The sequence below is a fragment of the Paraburkholderia sp. CNPSo 3272 genome, assembly GCF_024206495.1.
Classification (GTDB): Bacteria; Pseudomonadota; Gammaproteobacteria; order Burkholderiales; family Burkholderiaceae; genus Paraburkholderia.
This window is the reverse complement of record NZ_JAMBPQ010000002.1, coordinates 300,168-325,016: the sequence shown is the minus strand read 5'-3', so window position 1 is coordinate 325,016 and position 24,849 is coordinate 300,168. Positions and strand designations below refer to the sequence as shown.

General features: G+C 65.2%; 28 protein-coding genes. 22 read left to right on the top strand and 6 right to left on the bottom strand.

Annotated features, from left to right (window positions below; translation table 11 throughout):
• Nucleotides 1-76 precede the first annotated feature (76 nt).
• The 3 genes from M3I53_RS03835 to gpmA form a co-directional block, all read right to left on the bottom strand.
• Nucleotides 77-838 carry a molybdopterin-synthase adenylyltransferase MoeB gene (locus tag M3I53_RS03835; RefSeq protein ID WP_254314628.1) on the bottom strand — a complete coding sequence of 254 codons (762 nt, stop codon included), beginning with the start codon at nt 836-838 and terminating at the stop codon, nt 77-79.
• Nucleotides 839-1,012: 174 nt separating this feature from the next.
• Entirely contained in the window at nt 1,013-2,596 is a 1,584-nt protein-coding gene (locus M3I53_RS03830) for a S41 family peptidase (protein ID WP_254314627.1), read from the bottom strand.
• Nucleotides 2,597-2,967: 371 nt separating this feature from the next.
• Entirely contained in the window at nt 2,968-3,717 is a 750-nt protein-coding gene (gene gpmA / locus M3I53_RS03825) for a 2,3-diphosphoglycerate-dependent phosphoglycerate mutase (protein ID WP_254314626.1), read from the bottom strand.
• Nucleotides 3,718-3,928: 211 nt separating this feature from the next.
• Between gpmA and M3I53_RS03820 the strand changes: the two genes are divergently transcribed.
• From M3I53_RS03820 to M3I53_RS03800, 5 genes are all read left to right on the top strand, one after another.
• Nucleotides 3,929-4,354, top strand: a complete 426-nt coding sequence (locus M3I53_RS03820) for a rhodanese-like domain-containing protein (protein WP_042270087.1) — start codon at nt 3,929-3,931, stop codon at nt 4,352-4,354.
• On the top strand, nt 4,351-4,611 hold the full coding sequence (gene grxC, locus M3I53_RS03815; RefSeq protein WP_254314625.1) for a glutaredoxin 3: 261 nt from the start codon (nt 4,351-4,353) through the stop codon (nt 4,609-4,611). The genes M3I53_RS03820 and grxC overlap by 4 nt, the downstream gene beginning before the upstream one ends.
• Nucleotides 4,612-4,837: 226 nt before the next feature.
• Complete coding sequence (gene secB / locus M3I53_RS03810) at nt 4,838-5,302, top strand: protein-export chaperone SecB (RefSeq protein ID WP_042270084.1); 465 nt, start codon at nt 4,838-4,840, stop codon at nt 5,300-5,302.
• Between the two features lie 46 nt (nt 5,303-5,348).
• Nucleotides 5,349-6,347, top strand: a complete 999-nt coding sequence (locus M3I53_RS03805) for an NAD(P)H-dependent glycerol-3-phosphate dehydrogenase (RefSeq protein ID WP_254314624.1) — start codon at nt 5,349-5,351, stop codon at nt 6,345-6,347.
• A 69-nt stretch (nt 6,348-6,416) separates the two neighbouring features.
• Nucleotides 6,417-6,962 (top strand): O-acetyl-ADP-ribose deacetylase, encoded by a 546-nt coding sequence (locus tag M3I53_RS03800; protein ID WP_254314623.1) that lies wholly within the window; start codon nt 6,417-6,419, stop codon nt 6,960-6,962.
• A 13-nt stretch (nt 6,963-6,975) separates the two neighbouring features.
• Here the strand turns inward: M3I53_RS03800 and trmL are convergent, their stop codons facing one another.
• Both trmL and M3I53_RS03790 read right to left on the bottom strand, forming a co-directional pair.
• Nucleotides 6,976-7,446 carry a tRNA (uridine(34)/cytosine(34)/5-carboxymethylaminomethyluridine(34)-2'-O)-methyltransferase TrmL gene (trmL, locus tag M3I53_RS03795; RefSeq protein ID WP_254314622.1) on the bottom strand — a complete coding sequence of 157 codons (471 nt, stop codon included), beginning with the start codon at nt 7,444-7,446 and terminating at the stop codon, nt 6,976-6,978.
• A 42-nt stretch (nt 7,447-7,488) separates the two neighbouring features.
• Nucleotides 7,489-8,319: a ComF family protein gene (locus tag M3I53_RS03790; protein ID WP_254314621.1), complete on the bottom strand. Its 831-nt coding sequence runs from the start codon at nt 8,317-8,319 to the stop codon at nt 7,489-7,491.
• 87 nt (nt 8,320-8,406) lie between these two features.
• Here M3I53_RS03790 and M3I53_RS03785 point away from each other — a divergent pair, with 87 nt between their 5' ends.
• From M3I53_RS03785 to M3I53_RS03750, 8 genes are all read left to right on the top strand, one after another.
• On the top strand, nt 8,407-9,396 hold the full coding sequence (locus M3I53_RS03785; RefSeq protein WP_254314620.1) for a methyltransferase domain-containing protein: 990 nt from the start codon (nt 8,407-8,409) through the stop codon (nt 9,394-9,396).
• A 266-nt stretch (nt 9,397-9,662) separates the two neighbouring features.
• Nucleotides 9,663-10,139 carry a DUF2244 domain-containing protein gene (locus M3I53_RS03780; protein WP_254314731.1) on the top strand — a complete coding sequence of 159 codons (477 nt, stop codon included), beginning with the start codon at nt 9,663-9,665 and terminating at the stop codon, nt 10,137-10,139.
• Between the two features lie 89 nt (nt 10,140-10,228).
• Nucleotides 10,229-11,896, top strand: a complete 1,668-nt coding sequence (gene coxB / locus M3I53_RS03775) for a cytochrome c oxidase subunit II (protein ID WP_254314619.1) — start codon at nt 10,229-10,231, stop codon at nt 11,894-11,896.
• 122 nt (nt 11,897-12,018) lie between these two features.
• A complete protein-coding gene (ctaD, locus tag M3I53_RS03770; RefSeq protein ID WP_028201823.1) occupies nt 12,019-13,632 on the top strand; it encodes a cytochrome c oxidase subunit I in 1,614 nt (537 codons plus the stop codon).
• Between the two features lie 137 nt (nt 13,633-13,769).
• Nucleotides 13,770-13,910, top strand: coding sequence for a cytochrome oxidase small assembly protein (locus tag M3I53_RS03765; RefSeq protein WP_208867222.1), 141 nt, complete (start codon nt 13,770-13,772; stop codon nt 13,908-13,910).
• 40 nt (nt 13,911-13,950) lie between these two features.
• Nucleotides 13,951-14,529, top strand: coding sequence for a cytochrome c oxidase assembly protein (locus M3I53_RS03760; RefSeq protein ID WP_254314618.1), 579 nt, complete (start codon nt 13,951-13,953; stop codon nt 14,527-14,529).
• 43 nt (nt 14,530-14,572) lie between these two features.
• On the top strand, nt 14,573-14,794 hold the full coding sequence (locus tag M3I53_RS03755) for a DUF2970 domain-containing protein (RefSeq protein ID WP_254314617.1): 222 nt from the start codon (nt 14,573-14,575) through the stop codon (nt 14,792-14,794).
• A 103-nt stretch (nt 14,795-14,897) separates the two neighbouring features.
• Complete coding sequence (locus M3I53_RS03750) at nt 14,898-15,755, top strand: cytochrome c oxidase subunit 3 (protein ID WP_254314616.1); 858 nt, start codon at nt 14,898-14,900, stop codon at nt 15,753-15,755.
• 134 nt (nt 15,756-15,889) lie between these two features.
• Here the strand turns inward: M3I53_RS03750 and M3I53_RS03745 are convergent, their stop codons facing one another.
• Entirely contained in the window at nt 15,890-16,099 is a 210-nt protein-coding gene (locus M3I53_RS03745; RefSeq protein WP_028201826.1) for a twin transmembrane helix small protein, read from the bottom strand.
• A 105-nt stretch (nt 16,100-16,204) separates the two neighbouring features.
• On the opposite strand from M3I53_RS03745, the gene M3I53_RS03740 reads away from it, so the two are divergent.
• From M3I53_RS03740 to M3I53_RS03700, 9 genes are all read left to right on the top strand, one after another.
• The gene (locus M3I53_RS03740; RefSeq protein ID WP_254314615.1) at nt 16,205-16,999 is read left to right on the top strand and encodes an SURF1 family protein; all 795 of its coding nucleotides are present in this window, start codon (nt 16,205-16,207) and stop codon (nt 16,997-16,999) included.
• Between the two features lie 103 nt (nt 17,000-17,102).
• On the top strand, nt 17,103-17,756 hold the full coding sequence (locus tag M3I53_RS03735; RefSeq protein ID WP_254314614.1) for a cytochrome C oxidase subunit I: 654 nt from the start codon (nt 17,103-17,105) through the stop codon (nt 17,754-17,756).
• A gap of 38 nt (nt 17,757-17,794) precedes the next feature.
• Nucleotides 17,795-18,904 carry a heme A synthase gene (locus M3I53_RS03730; protein ID WP_254314613.1) on the top strand — a complete coding sequence of 370 codons (1,110 nt, stop codon included), beginning with the start codon at nt 17,795-17,797 and terminating at the stop codon, nt 18,902-18,904.
• A gap of 9 nt (nt 18,905-18,913) precedes the next feature.
• Nucleotides 18,914-19,819, top strand: a complete 906-nt coding sequence (gene cyoE / locus M3I53_RS03725; protein WP_254314612.1) for a heme o synthase — start codon at nt 18,914-18,916, stop codon at nt 19,817-19,819.
• A gap of 4 nt (nt 19,820-19,823) precedes the next feature.
• Complete coding sequence (locus tag M3I53_RS03720) at nt 19,824-20,465, top strand: SCO family protein (RefSeq protein WP_254314611.1); 642 nt, start codon at nt 19,824-19,826, stop codon at nt 20,463-20,465.
• A 189-nt stretch (nt 20,466-20,654) separates the two neighbouring features.
• Nucleotides 20,655-21,467 carry a MetQ/NlpA family ABC transporter substrate-binding protein gene (locus M3I53_RS03715; RefSeq protein WP_254314610.1) on the top strand — a complete coding sequence of 271 codons (813 nt, stop codon included), beginning with the start codon at nt 20,655-20,657 and terminating at the stop codon, nt 21,465-21,467.
• A 463-nt stretch (nt 21,468-21,930) separates the two neighbouring features.
• Nucleotides 21,931-22,665: a GntR family transcriptional regulator gene (locus tag M3I53_RS03710; protein ID WP_133185305.1), complete on the top strand. Its 735-nt coding sequence runs from the start codon at nt 21,931-21,933 to the stop codon at nt 22,663-22,665.
• 76 nt (nt 22,666-22,741) lie between these two features.
• A complete protein-coding gene (nagA, locus tag M3I53_RS03705) occupies nt 22,742-23,845 on the top strand; it encodes an N-acetylglucosamine-6-phosphate deacetylase (RefSeq protein WP_254314609.1) in 1,104 nt (367 codons plus the stop codon).
• Complete coding sequence (locus M3I53_RS03700; protein WP_254314730.1) at nt 23,838-24,845, top strand: SIS domain-containing protein; 1,008 nt, start codon at nt 23,838-23,840, stop codon at nt 24,843-24,845. Before nagA ends, M3I53_RS03700 begins: the two co-directional genes overlap by 8 nt.
• Nucleotides 24,846-24,849 lie beyond the last annotated feature (4 nt).

Genomic DNA, 24,849 nt, shown 5'->3' with positions numbered 1-24,849 from the left:
GGTCGCCCATACTGACGCGAAAATGCAAAAGCCCCGGCATGTCCGGGGCTTTTGCTTGCCTTGGCTCGCGCGGGCCTCAGGCGTGCCGGTGGCGCTCGCCGCACACTGGGCAATCCGGCTGCCGCGCCACGCGCATCGTGTTCCACTCCATGCGCAGCGAGTCGAGCATCATGAGCCGCCCGACGAGCGCCTCGCCGATGCCGCCGATCACGCGCAGCGCCTCGGCAGCCTGCATCGCGCCGATGATGCCAACCGTAGGCGCGAAGACGCCCATCGTCGAGCACGCCACTTCCTCGAATGGCTGATCTTCCGGGAACACGCAGGCGTAGCAGGGCGAGGCGTCGTCGCGGAAATCGAACGTGCTGATCTGTCCGTCGAAGCGCAACGCGGCCCCCGAGACGAGCGGCACGCCGTGCTTCACGCACGCGCGGTTGATGGCGTGGCGCGTGGCGAAGTTGTCGGTGCAGTCGAGGACCACCGTCGCGCCCGGCACCTGCGCGTCGAGCCAGGCATCGTCGACGCGTGTTTGCAGCGCATTCACCTTCACCTCGGGATTCAGGCGCGCGATGGCGTCGCGGCCCGACTCGACCTTCGCGCGGCCGACCGACGCCGTCTCGTGCATGATCTGCCGCTGCAGGTTCGTGAGGTCGACGGTGTCGTTGTCGACGAGCGTGAGCGTGCCCACGCCCGAGGCCGCGAGATACATCGCCGCCGGCGATCCCAGGCCGCCCGCGCCCACGACGATCGCATGCGCGTCGAGAAAGCGCTGCTGCGCCTCGATGCCGATCTCGTCGACGAGGATATGGCGGGAATAGCGGAGGAGTTGGTCGTCGTTCATCGCGATGCGCTGTTCGATGGCGCTGCGATGGACCTCGAGAGCCTGGGTGGCCCTGAATGGGGGAGCGCGCGCCGGGGAAATACCGTGCCGTTATTGTAACGACGCCAGCGGCTGGGGCAGGGCGGCCTCGCGACCGGCGCACGAGGCGCGCGAATCGCGAGGCGGTACGGCGTGTTACTTCGCCGGTGCCGGAGCGGAGGCCGGCGCGGCAGCGGAGCCCGGAGCCGGCGCCATGATGAGGGCGCCCGGCTTCACGGCGATCGGCGCGGAAGCCGAGGTCGGCGGCTTCTGCTGCGCGAGGCGGCGCTCCATCGGCGACTTCGATTCGGCCACCGGCTTGCCCTGGAGCTTGTTCAGCGCCTGCTGGAGCATGAAGTCGTCGGTGGAACCGAACTCGACCGGCTTGCGCTCGCGATCCTTCTGGCGCTGCTCCGGCGTCTTCTTGTCGTTCTGCTCTTCGAGCTGACGCAGCATGTCCATGCGCTCCTGCTCGCGCTGGTCCTGCTCCTTCTTCTCGTCCGGATCCTGCGTGTTGGCGAGGTGGTTCTGGTAGTCCACTTCGCGCGTGACGAGTGCGTCGTCCGGATCGCCGTCGGCGTACTGGTCGACCGCGATATCAGGACGGATGCCCTTGTTCTGGATCGAGCGGCCGCTCGGCGTGTAGTAGTACGCCGTGGTCAGGCGCAGCGCCGTGTCGGCCGTCATCGGGCGCACCGTCTGCACCGAGCCCTTGCCGAACGTCGTCTTGCCGACGATCAGCGCACGCTTGGAGTCCTGCAGCGCGCCCGCCACGATTTCCGAGGCCGACGCCGAGTAGGCGTTGGTCAGCACGACCATCGGCACCGTCTTGAACTCGGCCGCCTCGCCCTTGAGCGGGTCGCCGTCGAACGACGGCAGGCGGTAGTTCTCGTAGGTGTCGCGGTAGACCTGCTTCGAGTCCGGGATCTGGCCGTTCGTCGAGACGACGACCGAATCCGGCGGCAGGAACGCGCCCGCCACGCCCACGGCGCTTTGCAGCAGGCCGCCGCCGTTGTTGCGCAGGTCGAGGATGATGCCCTTGAGGTTCGGCTCCTGGCGCGCGATATCTTGCAGCTTCTGGGCGAGGTCGGGGACCGTGCGCTCCTGGAAGCTCGTGACGCGGATATACGCGTAGCCCGGCTGCAGGATCTTCGACTTCACGCTCTGCACCTTGATGATGGCGCGCGTGATGGTGAGCGGGAAGGTGCGGTCGTCGGTCTTGCGGAAGATCGTGAGCGTGACCTTGGTGCCCGGGTCGCCGCGCATCTGCTTGACGGCCTGGTCGAGCGTCATGCCGCGCACCGGCTTGTCGTTGATGCGCGTGATGAGGTCGCCCGGACGGATGCCGGCGCGGTACGCAGGCGTGTCTTCGATCGGCGAGATCACCTTGATGAGGCCGTCTTCCGACGAGATTTCGATGCCGAGGCCCGCGAAGCGACCCTTGGTCTGCTCCTGGAGTTCCTGGTAATCGGTCTTGTCGAGATACGACGAGTGCGGGTCGAGGCTCGACACCATGCCCTTGATGGCGGCGGTGAGGAGCTTCTTGTCGTCCACCGGCACGACATACTCATGCTTGATTTGACCGAACACTTCGGCGAAGAGCCTCAGCTGGTCGAGCGGCAGCGGTTCTACGACCGTCTGCTGGGTTTGCTGCGCCTCGGCGGAAATCTGCAGGGTGGCAAATACGCCGGTCGCGAGGCCAGCGGCGATCAGGCCGATGTTTTTCAGGTTCTTTCGCATAGAGTATGTTGCGTGCGGTCGGAAAGGCGCGTGGCAGCGTCTATTGGAAAAGCGACGGACAAGTATAACTGCACACCCGCCGTGGCTGTGTATATGGCGCGTACGATGGGACTAAGACAGTGCTGCAGCCGCCTGGTTCGCAAACCGTCTGCCGTAATATCGGTGCTGGCGTGGTGCTGGCACGGTGCTGGCGGGGCGCTGGCAATCCTGCCAGCCAGGCCCGAAAAAAGGCAGAAAAGGGGAATGTGCAACGAATTTCCCGCGTGGCCGCAGGGCTGACCCCGGCACGGCCGCCGGCCCGACGCACCGGCGGCTGCCTGAATCGGCAAGGCATGGCCAGGGGGACAGCCGATGCCGGGCAGCGCCAGACGTCAGCCCGCCTTCTTGCCCTGGTTCGCAACGGCGGCCTGCGCCTTCGCGATGGCTTCGGCGTCGCCCAGATAGTAGTGCTTGATGGGCTTGAGGTTCTCGTCCAGCTCATAGACGAGCGGCACGCCGTTCGGGATGTTCAGGCCGACGATGTCGTCATCGGAGATGTTGTCGAGGTACTTCACGAGCGCGCGGATCGAATTGCCGTGCGCGGCGATCACCACCTTCTTGCCCGCCTTGATGGCCGGGGCGATCGACTCGTTCCAGATCGGCAGCACGCGCGCGACCGTGTCCTTCAGGCACTCGGTGAGCGGCAGGTCCTCGCGCGGCACCTTGGCGTAACGCGGGTCGTTGTACGCCGTGCGCGAGTCGGTCGGCTCGAGCGCCGGGGGCGGGGTGTCGTAGCTGCGGCGCCAGACCAGCACCTGCTCGTCGCCGAACTTGGCTGCCGTTTCGGCCTTGTTCAGGCCCGAAAGCGCACCGTAGTGACGCTCGTTCAGGCGCCACGAGTGCACCACGGGCAGGTACATCTGGTCCATCTGGTCCTGCACGTGCCAGAGCGTGCGGATCGCGCGCTTGAGCACGGAGGTGTAGGCGATGTCGAACGTGTAGCCGGATTCCTTGAGCAGCTGGCCTGCCTGCTGCGCTTCGCGGTTGCCCTGCTCGGTGAGGTCGACGTCCACCCAGCCGGTGAAGCGGTTTTCCTTGTTCCACGTCGATTCGCCGTGGCGGATGAGTACGAGTTTGTACATGAAGATGCCGGTCGGTAGTGAAGGAAGCGGTAATCGGGGACGGAGGACGCAACACGGCAGCAGCGCCATGGCGGCGGTCCAGTCCGGCGGGCTGCACGCCCGGGCTGGGGGGCGGTAACCCTGCGACAAACGGTTATTTTATAATGAGTGGATTGTCCGAATCCGATTTCGCACGATTTCTCCGACTTTCCCTTTTTCCGGCGGACCCTCCGTGACGTTCTTCACCAATTACATCAACCTTGTACTCATCGCGATCGTCCTCATTTCAGGAGGGTTGCTCCTGTGGCCGACGCTCAAGCGCGGCGGGCGCGGCGGGGTTTCCACCGCCGAGGCGACGCAGCTCATCAACCGCCGCAACGCGGTGGTGGTCGACCTGCGTCCCGCAGGTGAATTCGCGAAGGGGCATCTGCCCTCGGCGCGCCAGGTCGAATTTGGCGAACTCGAGACGAAGATCGGCCAGCTCGTGAAGAACAAGAGCAACCCGGTGTTGCTGGTCTGCCAGACGGGCCAGCAGTCGCACAAGGCGCTGCGCCTCGTGAAGGACGCCGGTTTTGCCGAAGTCCACGTGCTGGACGGCGGCGTGAACGCCTGGCAGCAGGCCGGAATGCCGGTCGTGAAACAAGGAGGTTCGAAGTGAGCAAAGTGATCATGTACAGCACCCAGGTGTGCCCGTATTGCCAGATGGCCGAGCGTCTTTTAAAGTCGCGCGGCGTCGAGCACATCGAGAAAGTGCTGATCGACCGGGACCCGGCGCGGCGCGAAGAGATGATGACGCGCACCGGCCGGCGTACCGTGCCGCAGGTTTTCATCGGCGAGACGCACGTGGGCGGTTACGATGACCTCTCCGCGCTCGACCGTGCGGGCGGCTTGATGCCGCTGCTCGAAGCCGCCTGAGGTTACAGGCGATTCAAGGCCTGATTCGCAGCCCGATAGCCGTGCGGCCTCGGTCCGCAGGCGGGCTGCGCAGCGTGACGTAGCGACGCAGGGTTCCGGCCCGCGCGAGCCAGTGAGGCTTGCGCGGGCCTGTTGCCGTTCATTGCCGTAGCGCGGCGCATTTTCGGGACTTCGAGATGTCACGATGATGCCGCCGCGATCCATTCAATCAGGGAAGCCATACACCATGTCTGACGAGAACAACCAGCCGTTCTTCAATATCCAGCGCATTTACCTCAAGGACATGTCGCTCGAGCAGCCGAATTCGCCGGCCATCTTCCTTGAGCAGGACATGCCTTCGGTCGAAGTGGAAGTCGACGTCAAGGCCGAGCGCCTCGCCGAATCGGTGTTCGAGATCATCGTCACCGGCACCGTCACGGCCAAGGTCAAGGACAAGGTTGCGTTCCTGATCGAAGCCAAGCAAGCCGGCATTTTCGACATCCGCAACATCCCGGCCGAACAGGTCGATCCGCTCGTCGGCATCGCATGCCCGACCATCCTGTTCCCGTACCTGCGCTCGAACATCGCCGACGCGATCACGCGTGCGGGCTTCCCGCCGATCCACCTGGCCGAGATCAACTTCCAGGCGCTCTACGAGCAACGCCTGCAGCAACTCGCCCAGCAAGACGGCGCAAGCAGCGCAACGCATTAAAGCGTACGTTGATCGTTTCCACGAACTACCGGTGCGGAGTATCGGAATGAACATCGCCGTTCTCGGCGCCGGAGCGTGGGGCACCGCGCTGGCAGGGCATCTCGCCCAGGCGCATCACACGCTCTTGTGGGCGCGCGATGGCGCGCTCGTCGACACCTTGCGCAAGACGCACGAAAACGCCCGCTACCTCGCGGGCGTCGCGCTGCCCAGGAATCTCGAATACGAAACAAATCTTGCCGCCGCGCTCGACCATGCGTCGGGCGAGGCGGACCTCGTCGTGCTCGCCACGCCCGTGGCCGGCCTGCGCGGCATGCTCTGCACGCTGCGCGACATGAGCCGCGTGCCCGCGCACTTCGTCTGGCTCTGCAAGGGCTTCGAAGCACAAACGCAATTGATGCCGCATCAGGTCGTGGCGGCCGAACTGCCGGGCCACGCGAGCAACGGCGTGCTTTCGGGGCCGAGCTTTGCGCGCGAAGTCGGCGAGGGCCTGCCCGTCGCGTTGACGGTGGCGAGCGCTTCCGCCGATTGCCGCGAGCGCACGCTCGCAGCGTTCCATCACCGCGCGATGCGCATCTATACCGGCGACGACGTCGTCGGCGTGGAGGTGGGCGGCGCCGTCAAGAACGTGCTCGCGATCGCGACCGGCATTGCCGATGGTCTGGGTCTCGGCCTGAACGCACGCGCGGCGCTCATCACTCGCGGCCTCGCCGAGATGACGCGCCTTGGCGTCACGCTCGGCGGGCGCGCCGAGACCTTTACGGGGCTGACCGGCCTCGGCGACCTCATCCTCACCGCCACGGGCGACCTCTCGCGCAACCGCACCGTGGGCAAGCAGCTCGCGAGCGGCCGCACGCTCGACGATATCCTCGCCGCACTCGGTCACGTGGCCGAAGGCGTGCGCTGCGCGCAGGCCGTGCTGGCGCTCGCGCGCGTGCACGGCATCGACATGCCGATCACCCAGGCGGTATGCGCCGTGCTGTTCGACGGTGTCACGCCGCGCGACGCCGTGAGCGCGCTGCTGCGGCGCGACGCGAAGGCGGAGTAGGGCGCTTCGGTCCTGCTGCGCCAGGTTTTGAGCACGCTTTGCGTGGACCGGAGCGCAAAGGAGGACCGTATGCTGACCATCGGAAACTGCCGCATCGAAGCGCAGGCTGTCGACATCACCACGTTGAAGGTCGATGCGATCGTCAACGCCGCGAACGAATCGCTGCTCGGCGGCGGCGGCGTGGATGGCGCGATTCATCGCGCCGCCGGCCCGGACCTGCTGCGCGAATGCGAGACGCTGAACGGCTGCCCGACCGGCGACGCCAAAATCACCGGCGGCTATCGCCTTCGCGCAAAACACGTCATCCATACCGTGGGCCCCGTCTGGTACGGCGGCGGCCGTGACGAAGCGCATCTGCTCGCTTCCTGCTACCGGCGCTCGCTCGAGTGCGCGCGCGAGGCGGGCGTGACGAGCATCGCGTTTCCGGCAATCAGTTGCGGCGTCTACCGTTTTCCTGCCGACGAGGCCGTGACGATCGCCGTCGCGACCGTGATCGACGAGCTATCGAAATACCCGACGCTCGAGCACGTGATCTTCGCCTGCTTCGACAATGCAATGCTCACGCGCTACGAGCGTGAGCTGGCGGCGCGCGGCAAGGCGTCGGGCAACGCGTAACTACGCGCTTGCCTCATTCGCCGCCTTCGAACCCCGCCTGACGCCACGCTTCGAACACCACGACCGCGACCGTGTTCGAGAGATTCAGGCTCCGATTGCCGGGCCGCATCGGCAGGCGCACACGCTGTGGCGTGTCGAAGCGCTCGAGCACCGCATCGGGCAGTCCACGCGTTTCCGCGCCGAACACGAACCAGTCGCCCGGCTGGAACGCATGCGCATGAAAGCGGCCCGATCCGCGCGTCGTGAACGCGAACATGCGCGACGGGTCGGGCGCTTCGTTGGCGATGAAGGCATCCCAGTCGGCGTGCACGTGCATCTGCGCGTACTCGTGGTAATCGAGGCCCGCGCGGCGCATTTTCGCGTCGTCGAGGGGAAAGCCGAGCGGTTCGATCAGATGAAGCCGCGCACCGGTGTTCGCGCACAGGCGGATCACGTTGCCGGTGTTCGGCGGAATTTCGGGTTCGACGAGAACGACGTTGAACATGACGATGAAACTCTCTGTGTGTCTTGAAGAGGGTGAGGCCGATCAGTCCTTCGGCGTGCGCAGCGCGACGAAATTCGTCACGCGCCGTGCGCCGGCGGCCTTGAGCGTATGCGCGAGCGCGTCGAGCGTGGCGCCCGAGGTCATCACGTCGTCGACCACGCCCACGTGCTGGCCGGCAAGCGGCCGCGTGAGCGCGAAGGCCCGGCCGACGTTGCGGCGGCGCGTCTCGCGATCGAGCTTCGATTGCGGCGCCGTATGCAGGATGCGTCGCACGAGCGTGGCGTCCGCGTGCGTGCCCAAACGGCGCGCGAGCGGCCGCGCGATCTGCCACGCCTGGTTATAGCCACGCTCGATGAGGCGCTCGCGCGAGAGCGGCACCGGCACCACGATCTCGGGCATGCCGTGCTCGTCGCACATATTTTGCGCGGCCAGCGCGAGGCGTCGCGCAAACTCCTCGCCGAGTGCGAGGCGCGCGCGAAACTTCAGGCCGAGCGCGAGCAGGTCCAGCGGCGCGCGATAATCGGCGAGCGCGAGCGTGGCGTCGAATGCGGGCGCCGCGTCGGTGCAGGCCTCGCAGCGGTAGCGCGCGCGTTGCGCCGCACCGCGCCTGTGCGCGAGCGGCATCGCGCAGACCGTGCAGCGCAGGCGCGGCTCATTCCAGTACGCGGCGTCGCAGCACACACAGAGCGTGGCTCGCGACAAATTGCCGCATAATGGGCACAGATTGGGCAGCACGAGGTGGGCAAGCTGTGACGGCAGCGCCCGCGCTTTTCGACAGACGCGCGCAACGCCCGCAAGACGAGTGCGGTGCGAAGTGGGCGGTGTGACGCGCGCTGCATTGCGTGCATCACGTGAAGAACGGCGCGGCGGCATCGAAGGACGGCCCGGGCAGCGGGCTCGCGTGACTGAAAGGAAAGGAGTGAGCGAGTATACTTCGCAGACTTCGCCAATACGACCGACATGTCCCTGTCTCCCGCAAGAACTGGCCGTCCGGACTATGAAACCCGGCACCTTCGGCGCATCTTCGATCGCCGCGCGGCGACTTTCGACGACGTCGCCTTCCTGCCACGTGAAATCGCGCAACGCATGCGCGAGCGCCTCGAGTACATCAAGGTGAAACCTGCGGCCGTGCTCGACATCGCGTGCGGCCAGGGCGACGACCTGCCCAGCTTGCGCGAGCGCTTTCCCGAAGCGCCCGTGTTCGGCACCGATCTATCCCTCGCCATGCTGCGCCGTGCCCGCGAGCACGACGCCCCCGACACGAGCTGGCGGCGTTTTCTGCCTGCATCGGTTGGACGCGCGCTCGGCTCGCGCGGTCCGCGGGTTGCGCAGGCCGACTTCGCCGAACTGCCGTTCGCGCACGGCGCGTTCGAACTGCTGTGGTCGAATCTCGCACTGCATTGGCATCCGCGCCCCGATCTCGTGTTCGGCGAGTGGCAGCGCGTGCTTAAGGTGGGCGGCCTGCTCATGTTCAGCACGCTCGGGCCCGACACGCTCAAGGAACTGCGCGGCGCATTCGCCGAAGTCGAAGCTGCGCACGGCGTACCCACGCGCGCGCACGTCATCGATTTCGTCGACATGCACGATCTGGGCGACATGCTCGTCGAGAACGGTTTCGAGATTCCGGTGATGGACCAGGAAACGCTCACCATCACCTACAAGACGCCGGAGAAGCTGCTCGCCGACGTGCGCCGCTGGGGCGCATATCCGTTCGAGCGCAAGGGCGATGGAGCGGGTGAGAACGGCGGCACCGCGCGGCGCCTGCACCGTGCGCTCGTGGCTGCACTCGAGGCGCGCCGCTGCACGGACGGACCGCACGCGGGCACGATCCCGCTGACCTTCGAGATCATCTACGGGCACGCGTGGAAGGCCGTGCCGCGCACGACCGCCGAAGGCCATGGCATCGTGCGCATCGAGGACATCGGCCGGGGTCCTGCAAGGAATCGGTAACGTGGTAAGGGGGCTTCCGTTATGCCTGAAATTAGCGCCGGAAAAGCCCTGAGGAAATACTTGAAAAATCGCTGAAATGCCCGTCTGGTATGGGTTTGCGGGCGGTTATGCGTTGCTTGTGAGGGCTGGGGATCGCGCCTATAATGCGTCAGTTTGCTGCAGGGAAGGGTCCCCAAAATCCATTGTGGCAAGTCCAGATGTTCCCGTAGTTGTGCGAGGCGCGACGCGGCGATAGTCTGACGAGGTTGCAAGTGGGGAAGCGAGCGATGCAGGCGTCTGATCTGCTGGCGAGTCCGGAACCGGTCCTGAAAGACTGGACCATGAAGCGCAACTGTTCGGTTTCGCCCAGGCAATTCGTGTTCTTCTATGTTTCGCTGGCGCTGGTTTCCATCGCGATCGCCGTTCTGTTGTTGATCCACGGCGCCTGGCTGGTTTTGCCGTTTACCGGTATCGATCTGTTGGTAGTAGGCGCCGCTTTTGTCATCTATGCGCGCCATGCTGTCGATTACGAACGTATCAGGCTTTATCCGAACCGGCTGGTGATCGAACAGATGAGCGCCGACGTGCTCACGCAGTTCGAATTCAATCCCCGCTGGGTCCGGGTCGAGCCGGGCGCGACCCCACGCGACCCGGTGCGTCTCGTGTCCCGCGGTCAGGCGGTCGCTGTCGGGTTGCATCTGCCGCAATATCGGCGTGCGCAGTTCGCGCGGGAACTGCGTGCCTGGCTCGCGCGCGCGTCTTGATGCGCGGCGCGTGAGTTCGCCGGTTGGCGGCGAGAGCGTCCCAGGGGGCGCCCTGGTTGCAAAACCTTCCTGCGGGGTCGAGGGTTTGAATGGAAATTATGGGTAAGGAAGCTATGAAAACAATCAAGCGAGCCCTCCAGGGCGTGCTGGCGTGCAGCGGATTCCTCGTCGCCGGCGCGGCACTCGCAGTCGGAGACAGCCCAGGCGGCCCTGCGGTGAACGAGATCAATTTCCAGCCGCCCGTCACGCGCATCGCCGAAGAGCTTTACAGCCTCCACATGATGATGCTGCTCTTGTGCGTCGTGATTTTCGTCGGCGTGTTCGGCGTCATGTTCTATTCGATCTACGCGCACCGTAGATCGAAGGGCCACAAGGCCGCTCATTTTCATGAGAGCACCACGGTCGAAATCATCTGGACGGTGGTGCCGTTCGTCATCGTCGTGCTGATGGCGCTGCCCGCCACCAAGGCCGTCGTCGCGATGAAGGACACCTCCAACGCCGACCTCACCGTGAAGGTCACGGGCTACCAGTGGAAATGGGGCTACGACTACGTGAAGGGGCCGGGCGAGGGCATCAACTTCCTCTCCACGCTCAGCACGCCGCGCTCCGAGGTGAACAACCGCGTGCCGATCACCGACACGTACCTGCAGGAAGTCGACAATCCGCTCGTCGTGCCGGTCAACAAGAAAGTCCGCATCATCACCACGGCCAACGATGTCGTGCACTCGTGGTACGTGCCCGCGTTCGGCGTGAAGCAGGATGCGATTCCGGGCTTCGTGCGCGACACGTGGTTCAGAGCCGACAAGGTCGGCACCTATCGCGGCTTCTGTACCGAACTGTGCGGCAAGGAACACGCGTTCATGCCGGTCGTCGTCGAGGTGCTCTCCGACGACGACTACGCGAAGTGGGTCGATACGCAAAAAGCGAAGATGGCCGCCGCCAACGACGACCCGAACAAGACCTACACGCTGGCCGAACTCAAGGAGCGCGGCGAGAAGGTCTACAACTCGAACTGCGCGGTGTGCCATCAGCCCACCGGCAAGGGCGCGGGCGCATTCCCGGCGCTCGACGGCAGCAAGGTGGTTCAAGGTCCGCTCGCGGGGCACGTGAGCATCGTCCTGCACGGCAAGAACGCCATGCCTTCTTGGGCGCCGACGCTCAACGACGTCGAGATCGCTTCGGTCATCACGTTCGAGCGCAACTCGTGGGGCAATCACACCGGCGACATTCTGCAACCGCGTCAGGTGACCGACGCGCGTAACGGCAAAATGCCCGAGGGCGGCGGCACGACGGCGGCAGCGGGCGAGGGCGGCGCGAGCGGCGCGGCCGCGGCAAGCGGCGCGGAAGAAGCCAGCGGCGCGGCCGAGGCGAGCGCTGCGAGTGGCGCGGCGCCCGCGAGCGGCGCGGATCAGGCGTCGGGCGCAGCGGCGCCGAGCGCGGCCGCGTTGCCGGCGAGCGTGTACTTCGAAGTGGGCAAGAGCACGCTGCCCGCCGACGCGAAGGACGCCATCCAGGCGGCAGCCGACTACGCGAAGGCGCACCCGGACGCGAAGTTCACGCTGTCGGGCTACACCGATTCGAGCGGCAACGCCAGCACGAACGCCGACCTCGCCAGGCACCGGGCGCAAGCGGTGCGCGACGCGATGAAGGCGGCAGGCATTGCCGAAGACCACATCATTCTGAAGAAGCCGGAAACGATCACGGGCGGCGCGAACGCGAAAGAAGCGCGTCGGGTGGAGATCAGCGCGGCGGCCTGAGCTGGCTCGCGCCATAAGAACAAGCAGCAAGAGACGCAAAAGCAATTCGCTTCAGCATTTCAATTGCATGGGGCTGGGGTCTGGCGCCAAAGCGCCAACTCCGGACCGACAGGAGATAAGACATGTCTAGCATCGGACACGATGTAGCTGGCGGGCACGGTCACGTGCACGGCGACCACGCGCACGCCACGCCCCACGGTTGGCGCCGCTGGCTGCTCGCGACGAACCACAAGGACATCGGAACGCTGTATCTGCTGTTCTCGTTCGTGATGTTCCTTTCGGGCGGCGTCATGGCGCTCGCCATTCGTGCGGAGCTGTTCGAGCCGGGCATGCAGATCATGCGCCCCGAGTTCTTCAACCAGCTCACCACGATGCACGGTCTCATCATGGTGTTCGGCGCGATCATGCCGGCGTTCGTGGGCTTCGCGAACTGGATGATTCCGCTGCAGATCGGCGCCTCTGACATGGCGTTCGCGCGCATGAACAACTTCAGCTTCTGGCTGCTGCCCGCCGCCGGGTGCCTGCTGGTCGGCTCGTTCTTCTCGCCGGGCGGCGCGACCGCCGCGGGCTGGACGCTCTACGCGCCGCTGTCCACGCAGATGGGCCCGGGCATGGACTTCGCGATCTTTGCGCTGCACATGATGGGCGCCTCGTCGATCATGGGCGGCATCAACATCGTCGTGACGATTCTGAACCTGCGCGCGCCCGGCATGACGCTCATGAAGATGCCGATGTTCGTCTGGACGTGGCTCATCACCGCCTACCTGCTGATCGCCGTGATGCCGGTGCTCGCGGGCGCCATCACGATGCTGCTGTTCGACCGCCACTTCGGCACGAGCTTCTTCAACGCGGCCGGCGGCGGCGACCCGGTGATGTACCAGCACATCTTCTGGTTCTTCGGGCACCCCGAGGTCTACATCATGATCTTGCCGGCGTTCGGGATCGTTTCGCAGGTGATTCCGGCGTTCTCGCGCAAGCCGCTGTTCGGCTATAGCTCGATGGTGTACGCCACGGCGTCGATCGCGATTCTCTCGTTCATGGTCTGGGCGCACCACATGTTCGCCACCGGCATGCCGGTCACGGGCCAGCTCTTCTTCATGTACGCGACGATGCTGATCGCCGTGCCGACGGGCGTGAAAGTGTTCAACTGGGTCGCCACGATGTGGCGCGGCTCGCTCTCGTTCGAAACGCCGATGCTGTGGGCCGTGGGCTTCCTGATCGTGTTCACGTTCGGCGGTCTCTCGGGCCTGATGCTCGCCATGGCGCCGCTCGACATCCAGTATCACGGCACTTACTTCGTGGTGGCGCACTTCCACTACGTGCTGGTGGCGGGGTCATTATTCGCGTTGTTCTCAGGGTGGTACTACTGGGCGCCAAAATGGACCGGCTGGATGTACAACGAGACGCGCGGCAAGATCCACTTCTGGTGCTCGCTCATCTTCTTCAACCTCGCCTTCCTGCCGATGCACTTCGTCGGTCTGGCCGGCATGCCGCGGCGCTATGCCGACTATCCGGCCCAGTTCACCGACTGGAACCAGGTGATCACGATCGGCGCCTTCGGCTTCGGGCTTTCTCAGGTGTACTTCCTGTTCTTTGTCGCGCTGCCCGCGTATCGCGGCGGGGGCGAGCTGGAAAAGGCCGGCGACAAGCCGTGGGACGGCGCAACGGGCCTCGAGTGGACCGTGCCGAGCCCGGCGCCGTTCCACACGTTCGAGAATCCGCCGACGGTCGAGTAAGCCGTTGAGTCTGTGGCGTCCGGCTGTGCGCAGCCGGACGCGAACGAAGCCCGCGGTCTTCACGCAGTCTTCATCGGGGCACGTACGAGAGGCGATTCACGATGCAAGGAGAAGCCGCGGCCAGCCGCGCTGAACGCATGACCCGGGATCCACAAAAAAGGCGCACGCCTGAGCAGATTCGCGCAGGCAATCTACGGCTCGGCCTCATCTTGCTGGCTGTCGTAGTCGGTTTCTTTGTGGCTGCCGTCGTCAAGCAGGTGTATTTCCCCGGCCACTGACGCGCAGAGCGTTTGCCGGAAGATCGTTCGAGGAAGTTCGATGTCCACGCAAGCTGGAAGTGATCGCGCGTTCAACCGGTCGATGCTCATCAAGCTCGTCGTGGTGGCGCTGCTGATGTTCGGGTTCGGCTTTGCGCTCGTGCCGATGTATCGCGCGATTTGCCAGGTCACCGGCATCAACAACCTGGTGCAGCGCGACGCCACTGAGCGCGAGGCGCGCAACACGCAGGTGGACATGACGCGCACGATTTCCGTCGAGTTCGACGCGAACGCACGCGGGCTGCTCGGCTTCAAGCCAGAGCAGACGAGCCTCGACGTGCATCCCGGCGAAGTCATGACGGTGATGTACGACATTTCGAACAACGAAGGACGCACGATCGACGCGCAGGCCATTCCGAGCTACGCGCCGAAGCAGGCGACGGAGTACTTCCGCAAGATCGAGTGCTTCTGCTTCACGCAGCAGGTATTGAAGGCGAACGAGACGAAGCGCATGCCGGTGGTGTTCGTGATCGACCCGAAGCTGCCGAAGGACGTGAAGACGATCACGCTGTCGTACACGTTCTTCGAACTGAACAAGCCGGCCGTGCCGCCGCCGCCGAAACAATCGGCGGGTGCGTGAGGCTTCAGCGCCGAAGTCAACGATGCCAGGAGGCGAAAGGCGCATGAGCGACGAACGCGGTGGTGCGGGGCCGGCGAAGAAGAAGGGCGGCATCCTGCAGTTGATGAAAGCGGTGGCGTGGTCTTTTCTCGGCGTGCGCAAACGCGCCGACCTCGAAGACGACGCCGCGAACCTGCACCCCGTGCAGTTGATCATCGCGGGCATCATCGGCGCGGTGCTGTTCATCGTCGTGCTGCTGTTGATCGTGCACGCGGTGGTGGGATGAGCGAGTGCGCGCAACGCTGCGCGCGAAGCAGTGAACAACGAGGACACACTCGGACAAATGCAGCCGGCGATGTCCGGAGCAACTGGAAACTGGAGAAACAGGCATGAGCGGCCAAAACGATAGCCCGTACTACTTCGTACCGCACCCGTCGCGGCATCCGATCAGCGCGTCCATTGGGCTTGTGGTCATGCTCGGGTCGCTCGCCTCGTGGATCAACGGCGAGTCGTGGGGGCCGATCGGCGTGCTCGTCGGCCTGCTGTGGCTGCTCTTCACGCTGTGGCACTGGTTCGGCGATGCCATCGCCGAGTCCGAGGGCGGCATGTACGGCAAGCGCGTCGACGTGTCGTACCGCTGGAGCATGAGCTGGTTCATCTTCTCCGAAGTGATGTTCTTCGGCGCGTTCTTCGGAGCGCTCTTCTACGCGCGTGCGATCGCCCTGCATGAACTCGGCAGCCTCGACTACAAGCTCATCTGGCCGGACTTCTCTGCGGTGTGGCCGAACAACGGCCCCGCGGCACTCGTGTCGCACTTCCGCTCGATGACGCCGTGGCCCGTACCGACCATCAACACGGCGCTGCTGCTTTCCTCGGGTGCGACGCTCACCGTTTCGCACCATGCGCTGCGCGACAATCATCGCTCGAAGGCGATCGCGTGGCTCGCCGCGACGATCGTGCTGGGCGTGTGCTTCCTCTTCCTGCAGGCGTTCGAGTACATCCACGCGTACGGCGAGCTGAATCTAACGCTCGCTTCTGGCATCTACGGTTCGACGTTCTTCCTGCTCACGGGCTTCCATGGCTTCCACGTGTTCCTGGGCGGCACGATGCTGACCGTCGTGATGATCCGGCTCATTCGCGGCCACTTCACCGCGGAACATCACTTCGCCTTCGAAGGCGCGGCGTGGTACTGGCACTTCGTCGACGTGGTGTGGCTCGGCCTCTACGTCGTCGTGTACTGGCTGTGATGCGGGGTGCGCCGCGCACGCCGCGGCGCGCGAGACGAGAACGAAACAAGGCGCCGCCCGACCTCGTCGGCGCGGCGCCTTGTGTTTTCCGGAATGCGGTTTGCGCTGCGGTGTTCAGTAACGGTCAGCGGTGCTCAGCGTCCGTAGGGAATCCCGGTGGACTGGATCCAGCCCATCCAGTGCGCGAACAGGATGAACAGAAAGAGCGAGATGGAAAGGCCCACGCGCGTGGCGAGCGACCAGACCATCCGCTTGGTGCGGCCCCGGTCGTGCATCATGAAGTAGAGCGCGGAGATCATGCTCGCGATGATCAGCGCGAAGGCGACGGGGACGAGTATGTGCATGAAGTTCACGGAATTTGGCATGCCTGAAAACGTCTGTCTCATTATCGCACCGCGCTGCGTGGCGCGGGGTACGATCACCGGTATCTCACGCATCGGTCGTGCCCAATGAAAATCCGGCTCGTCCCCACGTTGCTGATCCTGATCGTGATGGCCGTGACGATCCGGCTCGGCTTCTGGCAGCGCGACCGCGCGCATCAGAAGGAGGCGCTGCAGGCGCAAATCTCGCAGTACGAATCGTCTGCGCCGCAACCGGTGGGTGTCGCGCCGCTCGCCCTGAAGGACATTGAGTTCCATCGCGTACGCGCGACGGGCACCTTCCTGCCCGAGCGCGTGGTGTATCTCGACAATCGTCCGTATAACGACCAGCCGGGTTTTTATGTCGTGATGCCGCTTAAACTCGAAGGCGGCGGCTACGTGCTGGTCAATCGCGGCTGGCTGCCGCGCAACGTCGCGGACCGCACCGCGATCGCGCCCTATGTCACGCCGCCTGGGCCGGTCGTCGTCGAAGGCATAGCGCGCGCAAACGCCTCGCGTGCGTTCGAACTCGGTGCGGGTGGCTCTGCAGCGCATCAGAAGATACGGCAGAATCTCGGCGTCGCTTCCTACGCAGCGGAAACCGGGTTGCCGCTGCAATCGTTCGTGATCCAGCAAACCGGCTTCGCGCCGGCCTTCAAGGACGGGCTCGTGCGCGACTGGCCGGTGCCGGATACCGATGTCGAGCGCAACTACGGCTACATGCTCCAGTGGTGGGGCATGGCGCTCGCGGCCCTCGGTTTCGGTCTGTTTGCGGCGCGTAAAGCCGCGAAAAGCGCTGCGACAAATGCGCGCATCGAAGGCGAAGCCGGGCGGCGCGCCGAAGAGCCCGAAGGGCAAGACGCAGGCAGCGCGAAGGACGCCTGATGATCGGTCGGACGAATCGATTCGATCCCGACATGATCCGGACAATGGCGCTGCGCATGCAGCACATGGACAACTGAAGCGACAGAAGCGAGGTTCCACGAGAGTGTCGACGCAATCCCCCCGTTCCGCCCAGGCCGCACAGGCCCCAAAGCCGGCCGCCCCGCCGGCGCAGCAGCACGCGAGGCGGCGTGGCCGCTGGACGCTGCTCATCATCATGCTTATCTGCGGCGCGCCGATCGCGATTTCATACTTCACGTACTACGTGATCAAACCGAAGGGCGGCACGACGAGCTATGGCACGCTCATCGAGCCGCAGCGGCCCATTCCCGGCGCGCTCATGGTGACGGGCGACGACGGACATGAGGTGCCGCTCGCCTCGCTCAAGGGCCGCTGGCTGATGATCTCGGTGAATGGCGGCGACTGCGACGAAGCCTGCGCCACGAAGCTCTATTTCATGCGCCAGGTGCGCGCGACGCAGGGCCAGGAGCGCGAGCGCATCGTCACAGTCTGGCTGCGCACCGACGACGCGAGCGTCGCCGGAAAATTGAAGGGCGCCTATGCGGACACGCGCGTGTTGCGCGCCGATCCGGTCGCCGTCGCCGCGTGGCTGCCCGCAACGCAGACGACGACAGACACCGACCACATCTATCTGGTCGATCCGAACGGCAACCTGATGATGCGATTCCCGGCGCATGCCGATCCGTCGAAAATCAAACAAGACGTCACTAAACTGCTCAAGTGGTCCCGCATCGGTTAAGGTGCGCAGCGCGAGTCTGACAGAGAAGAGTAAGAGAGATGTTTATCCTGGAGCTGGGCCTGATTGGCCTGTGCGTCGCGTTGCTGCCGCTCTCGTGGGTCTGGGTGAAGGCCGACGACAACAAGTTTCGCAAGCTCGTGTGGCTCACGACGTTCATGACGCTCGACCTCGTGATGTTCGGCGGCTTTACGCGCCTGACCGACTCGGGCCTCGGCTGTCCTGACTGGCCGGGCTGCTACGGCACGTCATCGCCGTTCATCGCGCACGCGCAGATCGCCGCCGCGCATCTCGCCATGCCGAGCGGCCCCGTGAGCATGACGAAGGCGTGGATCGAGATGATCCACCGCTATTTCGCCATGGCGATCGGTGTCCTGATCATCGCGCAGATGGCGATCGCCTGGCGCGCGCGCATCAAGCGCCTGCCGCTGCATGTGTCGCCGTGGTGGCCCACCGCGCTGCTCGGGCTGATCCTCGTGCAGGGCGTGTTCGGCGCATGGACGGTGACGATGAAATTGCAACCCATCATCGTCACGACGCACCTCCTGCTCGGCCTCACGCTGCTCGGCTCGCTCGCGTGGCTCGCCGCACGCATGACGCCGCTGCCCGCGTACGAGCCCGACGCCGGGCGCTGGCGCGTGGCCGCGCTGGCGGCGCTCCTGTTGCTCGTCGTGCAGATCGCGCTGGGCGGCTGGGTGAGCACGAACTACGCAGTGCTCGCCTGCACCGACTTCCCGACCTGCAACGGCGCGTGGATTCCGCCGATGGATTTCCATCACGGCTTCCACCTCTGGCGCGCGCTCGGCATGGACGGCAACGGCGACGTGATCACGCAGGACGCGCTCGTCGCGATCCATTGGACGCACCGCACGTTCGCGTTCGTCGTGATCGCTTATCTGTTATGGTTCGCCCTCAAGTTGCGACGCTATGCCTCGCTGCGACGCCCTGCAAACTGGATCATGATCGTGATCTTTATCCAATTTCTGACAGGGCTATCCAACATCGTGCTGCAGTGGCCGCTGCCCGTCGCAGTGGCGCACAACGGTGGCGCGGCGATCCTGCTGCTTTTGGTCGTCGTGCTAAACTTTCGAATTGCTTGTAGCCGCCCCGGCCGCGCCGTTCTCCCTGCGCGCGACACCGCTGCGGTGTGATCCCGCCCTATGGAAAGTACAACCCTATCCCAGACGCCCGGTAGCCGGATTTCCCAATATCTCGCGCTCACCAAGCCGCGCGTCACGCAACTCGCCGTGTTTTGCGCCGTCATCGGCATGTTCCTCGCCGTGCCGGGCATGGTGCCCTGGAAGCAGCTGATCGGCGGCACCGTCGGCATCTGGCTCACGGCCGGCGCGGCCTTCGCGATCAACTGTCTCGTCGAGCAAAAGGTCGATGCGCGCATGCGTCGCACTGCCTGGCGTCCTTCGGCGCGCGGCGAGATCACGAGCCCGCAGATCCTGATCTTCTCGGCGGTCATCGGCGGCCTGGGCATGTGGGTGCTGTACACGTTCGCCAATCCGCTCACCATGTGGCTCACGGTCGCGACTTTCATCGGCTACGCGATCATTTACACGCTGCTGCTCAAGCCGGCCACGCCGCAGAACATCGTGATCGGCGGCGCCTCCGGCGCCATGCCGCCTGCGCTCGGCTGGGCCGCCGTGACGGGCCACGTGCCCGCCGACGCCTGGATTCTCGTGCTGATCATTTTCGTGTGGACGCCGCCGCACTTCTGGGCTCTCGCGCTCTACCGCCGCAAGGACTACGAAAACGCCGGCCTGCCGATGCTGCCCAACACGCACGGCGAGAAGTACACGCGTCTGCACATCCTGCTCTACACCGTGATCCTGTTCGCGGTCACGCTGATGCCGTACATCTCGGGCATGAGCGGCGTGCTGTATCTGGCTTCGGCCGTGCTGCTCGGCGCCGTGTTCCTCGCCTACGCGTGGAAGATCTACGTCGAGTATTCCGACGCACTGGCGCGCAAGACTTTCCGCTATTCGATCGTCTACCTCTCGTTGCTGTTCATGGCGCTGCTCGTCGACCATTACGTACATGCGCTCATCGCGGCGTAACGACATGGCCCACCGCACGCTTGCGCGCTTCGTGCGCGCCACGGTCGTCGCGCTTGCCGCTGCAGGCGCACTCGGCGGCACGCTGGTACTCGAGGGCTGCGGCCAGCAGCCGCCCGCGTTCTCGAACCTCGACATCACCGGCAATACCCAGTTCGGCAAGGACTTCGCGCTGCCCGACACCAGCGGCAAGACGCGCACGCTCGCCGACTTCAAGGACAAGGTGGTCGTGCTGTTCTTCGGCTACACCCACTGTCCGGACGTTTGCCCGACCACCATGGCCGAGCTTTCGCAGGCGCTCCAGCAGTTGGGGCCCGATGCGGCGAAGCGCGTGCAGGTGCTGTTCGTCACCGTCGATCCCGAGCGCGACACCCCGCAGATCCTGGGCCAGTACACGGCCGCGTTCAATCCGACCTTCATTGGGCTGCGCCCGGCCAACGAGGACCAGCTCAAGCAGGTGGCGAAGGATTTCCGCGTGTACTACGCGAAGGTGCCCGGCAATACGCCGGATAGCTACACGATGGACCACACCGCCGCGAGCTATGTGTTCGACACGACCGGCAAGCTGCGCCTCTTCGCGCGCGACGGGCAGGGCGTCACGCCCTGGCTTCACGATCTAAAGATCCTCCTCGGTTCGAATCCCGACTAGGGAACGCTGCGTGTTCGCCTTGAACGGCGAACACGCGCCGCACGCCTCAGGGCCGCGCGGGCATACCAGTATGCGAATTCATTATTTCCCGCAACCGGTGCCATATGAGACGATTTATATCGTCCGGCAGACGGCGCACAACGCCGCGGAACCGGAGCAATACCAAAACCACGCAGGAACATCCTCTTCATGCAGCGCAGAAATCTGATTAAAGCACTCCTCGCCGGCATCGCCGCCACCACGCTCGCAGCGAGCTTCGGCGCACGCGCCGACGACCAGGTCATCAAGGTCGGCACCGTTTCGGGTCCGGACGCGCAGGTCTGGGCCGTCGTCCAGAAGGTCGCCAAGCGCGAAGGCCTGAACGTCAAGGTCGTCGAATTCAACGACTACATCCAGCCGAACGCCGCACTCGACGCTGGCGAGCTCGACGCCAACAGCTTCCAGACTGGCCCATATCTCGACAGCCAGATCAAGCAGCGCGGCTACAAGCTCGTGAACGCGGGCCTCACGTATATCTCGCCCATCGGCGTGTATTCGAAGAAGCTCAAATCGCTGAACGATCTGCCGCAAGGCGCGAAGGTCGCCGTGCCGAATGACCCGTCGAACGAAAACCGCGCGCTGCTGCTCCTGCAAAGCAAGGGCCTGATCAAGCTGCGCGCTGGCGCGGGCGTCAACGGCAACAACGCGACGCCGCTCGACCTCGCCGAAAATCCGAAGAAGATCAAGCTCGTCGAACTGGACGCCGCGCAGCTTCCGCGCGCGCTCGGCGACGTGGACGCCGCCGTAATCAACACCAACTACGCGCTCGCGGCCGGCCTGCAGCCGACCAGGGACGCAATCGCCATCGAGGACATCCACAGCCCGTACGCGAATCTGATCGCCGTTCGCGCCCAGGACAAGGACAAGCCGTGGGTGAAGAAGCTGGTCGCCGCGTACCAGTCGGAAGACGTGCGCCAGTTCATCAAGAGCGAGTTCAAGGGCTCGATGGTTCCGTCGTTCTAAGGAACCGCCGCCTAGCGGCTGCCTGCGTCGAATCGACGCGGAAGCCGCCAGAATCCGAACGCCGTGGCGACCGCCACGGCGTTTTTTTATTGCGCGTGCACTATCGCGGTCTGCGCGATGCTTCCAGTCGAAGAGTCGCGTCTTGGTCCTACGGCGGTACTACGGTGGGCTATGTCGGACAACCTGTTGATGCCACTCTGGTCCCATTGCGACGCCCAAGGAACTGCTCCAGGGTAAATCCTGATGCCCGATTGCACCCCGTTGGAGCCTTGTGTATTCGTGCAATGCTTTGATTTTTAAAGATATTTTTAGACATGCCGCGGCACGTTGGCAGCTGTTGACTGGTCTTATTGTGGTTATATAATGGGCTCGCCTTCACACCGGACCAATCTGCACCACCGGCACTGTCACGCCGCATGCCCGTCCGGCCCCCCACGATCGTCCAACCGCTGGCGCCAAGTCCATGGAAACCCGTTGGTCTGCCCTGATGCCCGATGCGCGCAATGTGACGCCGCTCTATCTGCAGCTGGCGCGCAACCTTGCCACGGCGATTCACTGCGGCGTGTGGTCGGCCGGCGAGGCGCTGCCATCGGAGCGCACGCTGTCGGACGCCATCGGCGTATCGCGCATCACAGCGCGCAAGGCGATCGAGCTGCTCGTGGAGCAGGGACTGATCCGGCGCGCACGCGGTGCGGGCAGCTTCATCACGCCGCGCGTGGAAGACCCGCTTTCGCGCCTCACGGGCTTCACGAAGAAAATGGAGCAGCGCGGCTTCACGCCCGACTCGGTGTGGCTCGCGCGCGAGGTACGGCCCGCGCACCGCGAGGAGATCGTCCAGCTCGGCCTCTCGCCGGGCGCTTCGGTCGCGAGCCTGCGCCGCCTGCGCCGCGCCGACGGCACTGTGATGGCCGTCGAGCACTCGGCGCTGCCCGTATCGATCGTGCCGGACCCGGAAGCCATCGAGGGCTCGCTGTATGCGTATCTGGAGCAGCGTCGCGTGCCCGTGGTACGCGCCCTGCAGCACTTTCGCGCGGTCAACGCGACGGGCGAGATCGCCGCGCTGATGGGCGTCGAGCCGCGCGCGGCGCTGCTCGTCATCACGCGCGTGGGCTTTTCCGCCGATCAGCGCGCCATCGAGCTGACCGACACCTATTGTCGCGACGGCTATTACGACTTCGTTGCGGAGCTGCGCCAGTGACCGCCGCCGCAGTCTCACTCATGCACGTCACCGAAACGTCCTACCGCGCTTCGATGCGCCTCATCGGAAAACTCTCATGCTGAGCGGAAACATACTCACCCCTGAAGGCTGGATCCACGGCACGCTGTCGTTCGAGAACGGACGCATCACCGCGATCACGGGCGAGGCCACCGATCCGGCGAACAACGACGCGCCCTACATTCTGCCGGGCTTCATCGACCTGCACGTGCACGGCGGCGGAGGAGCCGACGTGATGGAAGCCGGCGACGCGATCGAAACCATCGCGCGTACCCACGCCCGCTACGGCACCACGAGCCTGCTGGCCACCACCATGACCGCCCCGCGCGACGAACTGATGAACGTGGTCGCGGGCCTCGGCAACGTTACGCGCAACCGCACGGCGGGCGGCGCGCGCGTGTTGGGCGTGCATCTGGAAGGCCCGTACATCAATCCGGGCAAGCTCGGCGCGCAGCCCGACGCCGCCGTTTCGGCCGTGCTCGACGAAGTGCTCAAGTACCTCTCGATCGCGCCGATTCGCGTGGTGACCGTGGCGCCGGAGATCGCGGGCCATATCGAGATCATCGGCGAGATGGCGGCGCGCGGCGTGCGCGTGCAGATCGGCCATTCGCTCGCGACCTACGACGACGCCGTGGCCGCGCTCAAGCACGGCGCCTGCGGCTTCACGCACCTCTTCAACGCGATGTCGCCGCTGCATCATCGCAACCCGGGCGTCGTCGGCGCCGCGCTCGCGCATGCCGAGTACGCGGAGATCATTCCGGACCTGCTGCACGTGCATCCCGGCGCGATCCGCGCCGCGCTGCGCGCCATTCCGCGTCTGTATGTGGTGACCGACAGCACCTCGGCCACCGGCATGCCCGACGGCGAATACCGCCTCGGCAGCCAGCACGTGACGAAATGCCTTGGCGGCGTGCGTCTCGCCGACGGCACGCTCGCGGGCAGCACCCTCACCATGGACCAGGCGCTGCGCAACCTCGTCTCGATCGGCCTGCCGATCGCGGACGTGTCCGCGCGCCTGTCGCGCTATGCCGCCGATTACCTCGGCATCGAAGACCGTGGCCGCCTCGCGCGCGGCGCTTGGGCCGATGTCAACGTGTTCGATCGCGAGCTGGCGCTCACCGCGACCTACGTCGAAGGAGAATCGATTGTCGAATATGCTTAAGGAAGCGCTGGCCTCGGCCAGCGTCGTCGCCGCGCAGCTCGCGGACACTTCGCGCGTCGAGGCGCTCGCCCGCGCGCTGGAGGCCGAACCGCGCCACGTTGCGCTCACCGTCGCGCGCGGCAGTTCGGACCACGCGGCGAGCTACTTCGCTGCGCTCACCATGAGCCGCATCGGCGTACCGGTGGCCACGCTGCCGATGTCGATCGCAACGCTCCAGCAGGCGCCCTTACGTGTGCGCGGCCAGTTTGCCCTCGCTTTCTCCCAATCGGGTAGGAGTCCTGACCTCGTCGCGACGATCAAGGCGCTGCGCGAAGCCGGCGCGCTGACGGCGGCGATGGTCAACGTCACGGGCTCGCCGCTCGCCGAGGCCGCCGGCACGGAGCTGCCGCTCCTCGCCGGTCCAGAGCTGAGCGTGGCGGCCACCAAGAGCTATATCGCGATGCTCGCCATGTCGGCGCAGCTCGTCGGCTTCTGGCAGCGCGACGCCGCGTTCCTCGACGCCGTGCGCGCGCTGCCCGACGCGCTCGATCGAGCGGGTACGCTCGACTGGTCGAAGGCCGTCGAAGAATTGCGGGACGTGAAACAGATGATTGTTATCGGCCGCGGTCCGGGCCTCGCCGTTGCGCAGGAGGCTGCGCTCAAGCTCAAGGAAACCTCGGGCATTCAGGCCGAAGCGTTTTCGAGCGCCGAAGTGCGCCATGGCCCGATGGAGTTGATCGACCGCGATTACCCGCTGCTCGTGTTCGCCCCCCGTGGGCCGGAGCAGGCGGGTCTGATCGAGTTCGCCCGCGACATGGAAAGGCGCGGTGCGCGCGTGCTGCTGGCGGCGCCCGCCGACGTAGCCGGCGCGGCGCTGCCGCTCGAAACGGCTGCGGATGCGGCGCTCGATCCCATTGCGGCCATTTTGTCGTTCTACGTGATGGCGGCGGGCCTTGCCGCCGCTCGCGGCCGCAATCCTGACGAGCCGCGTTACCTGAACAAAGTCACCGAAACACACTAGATTG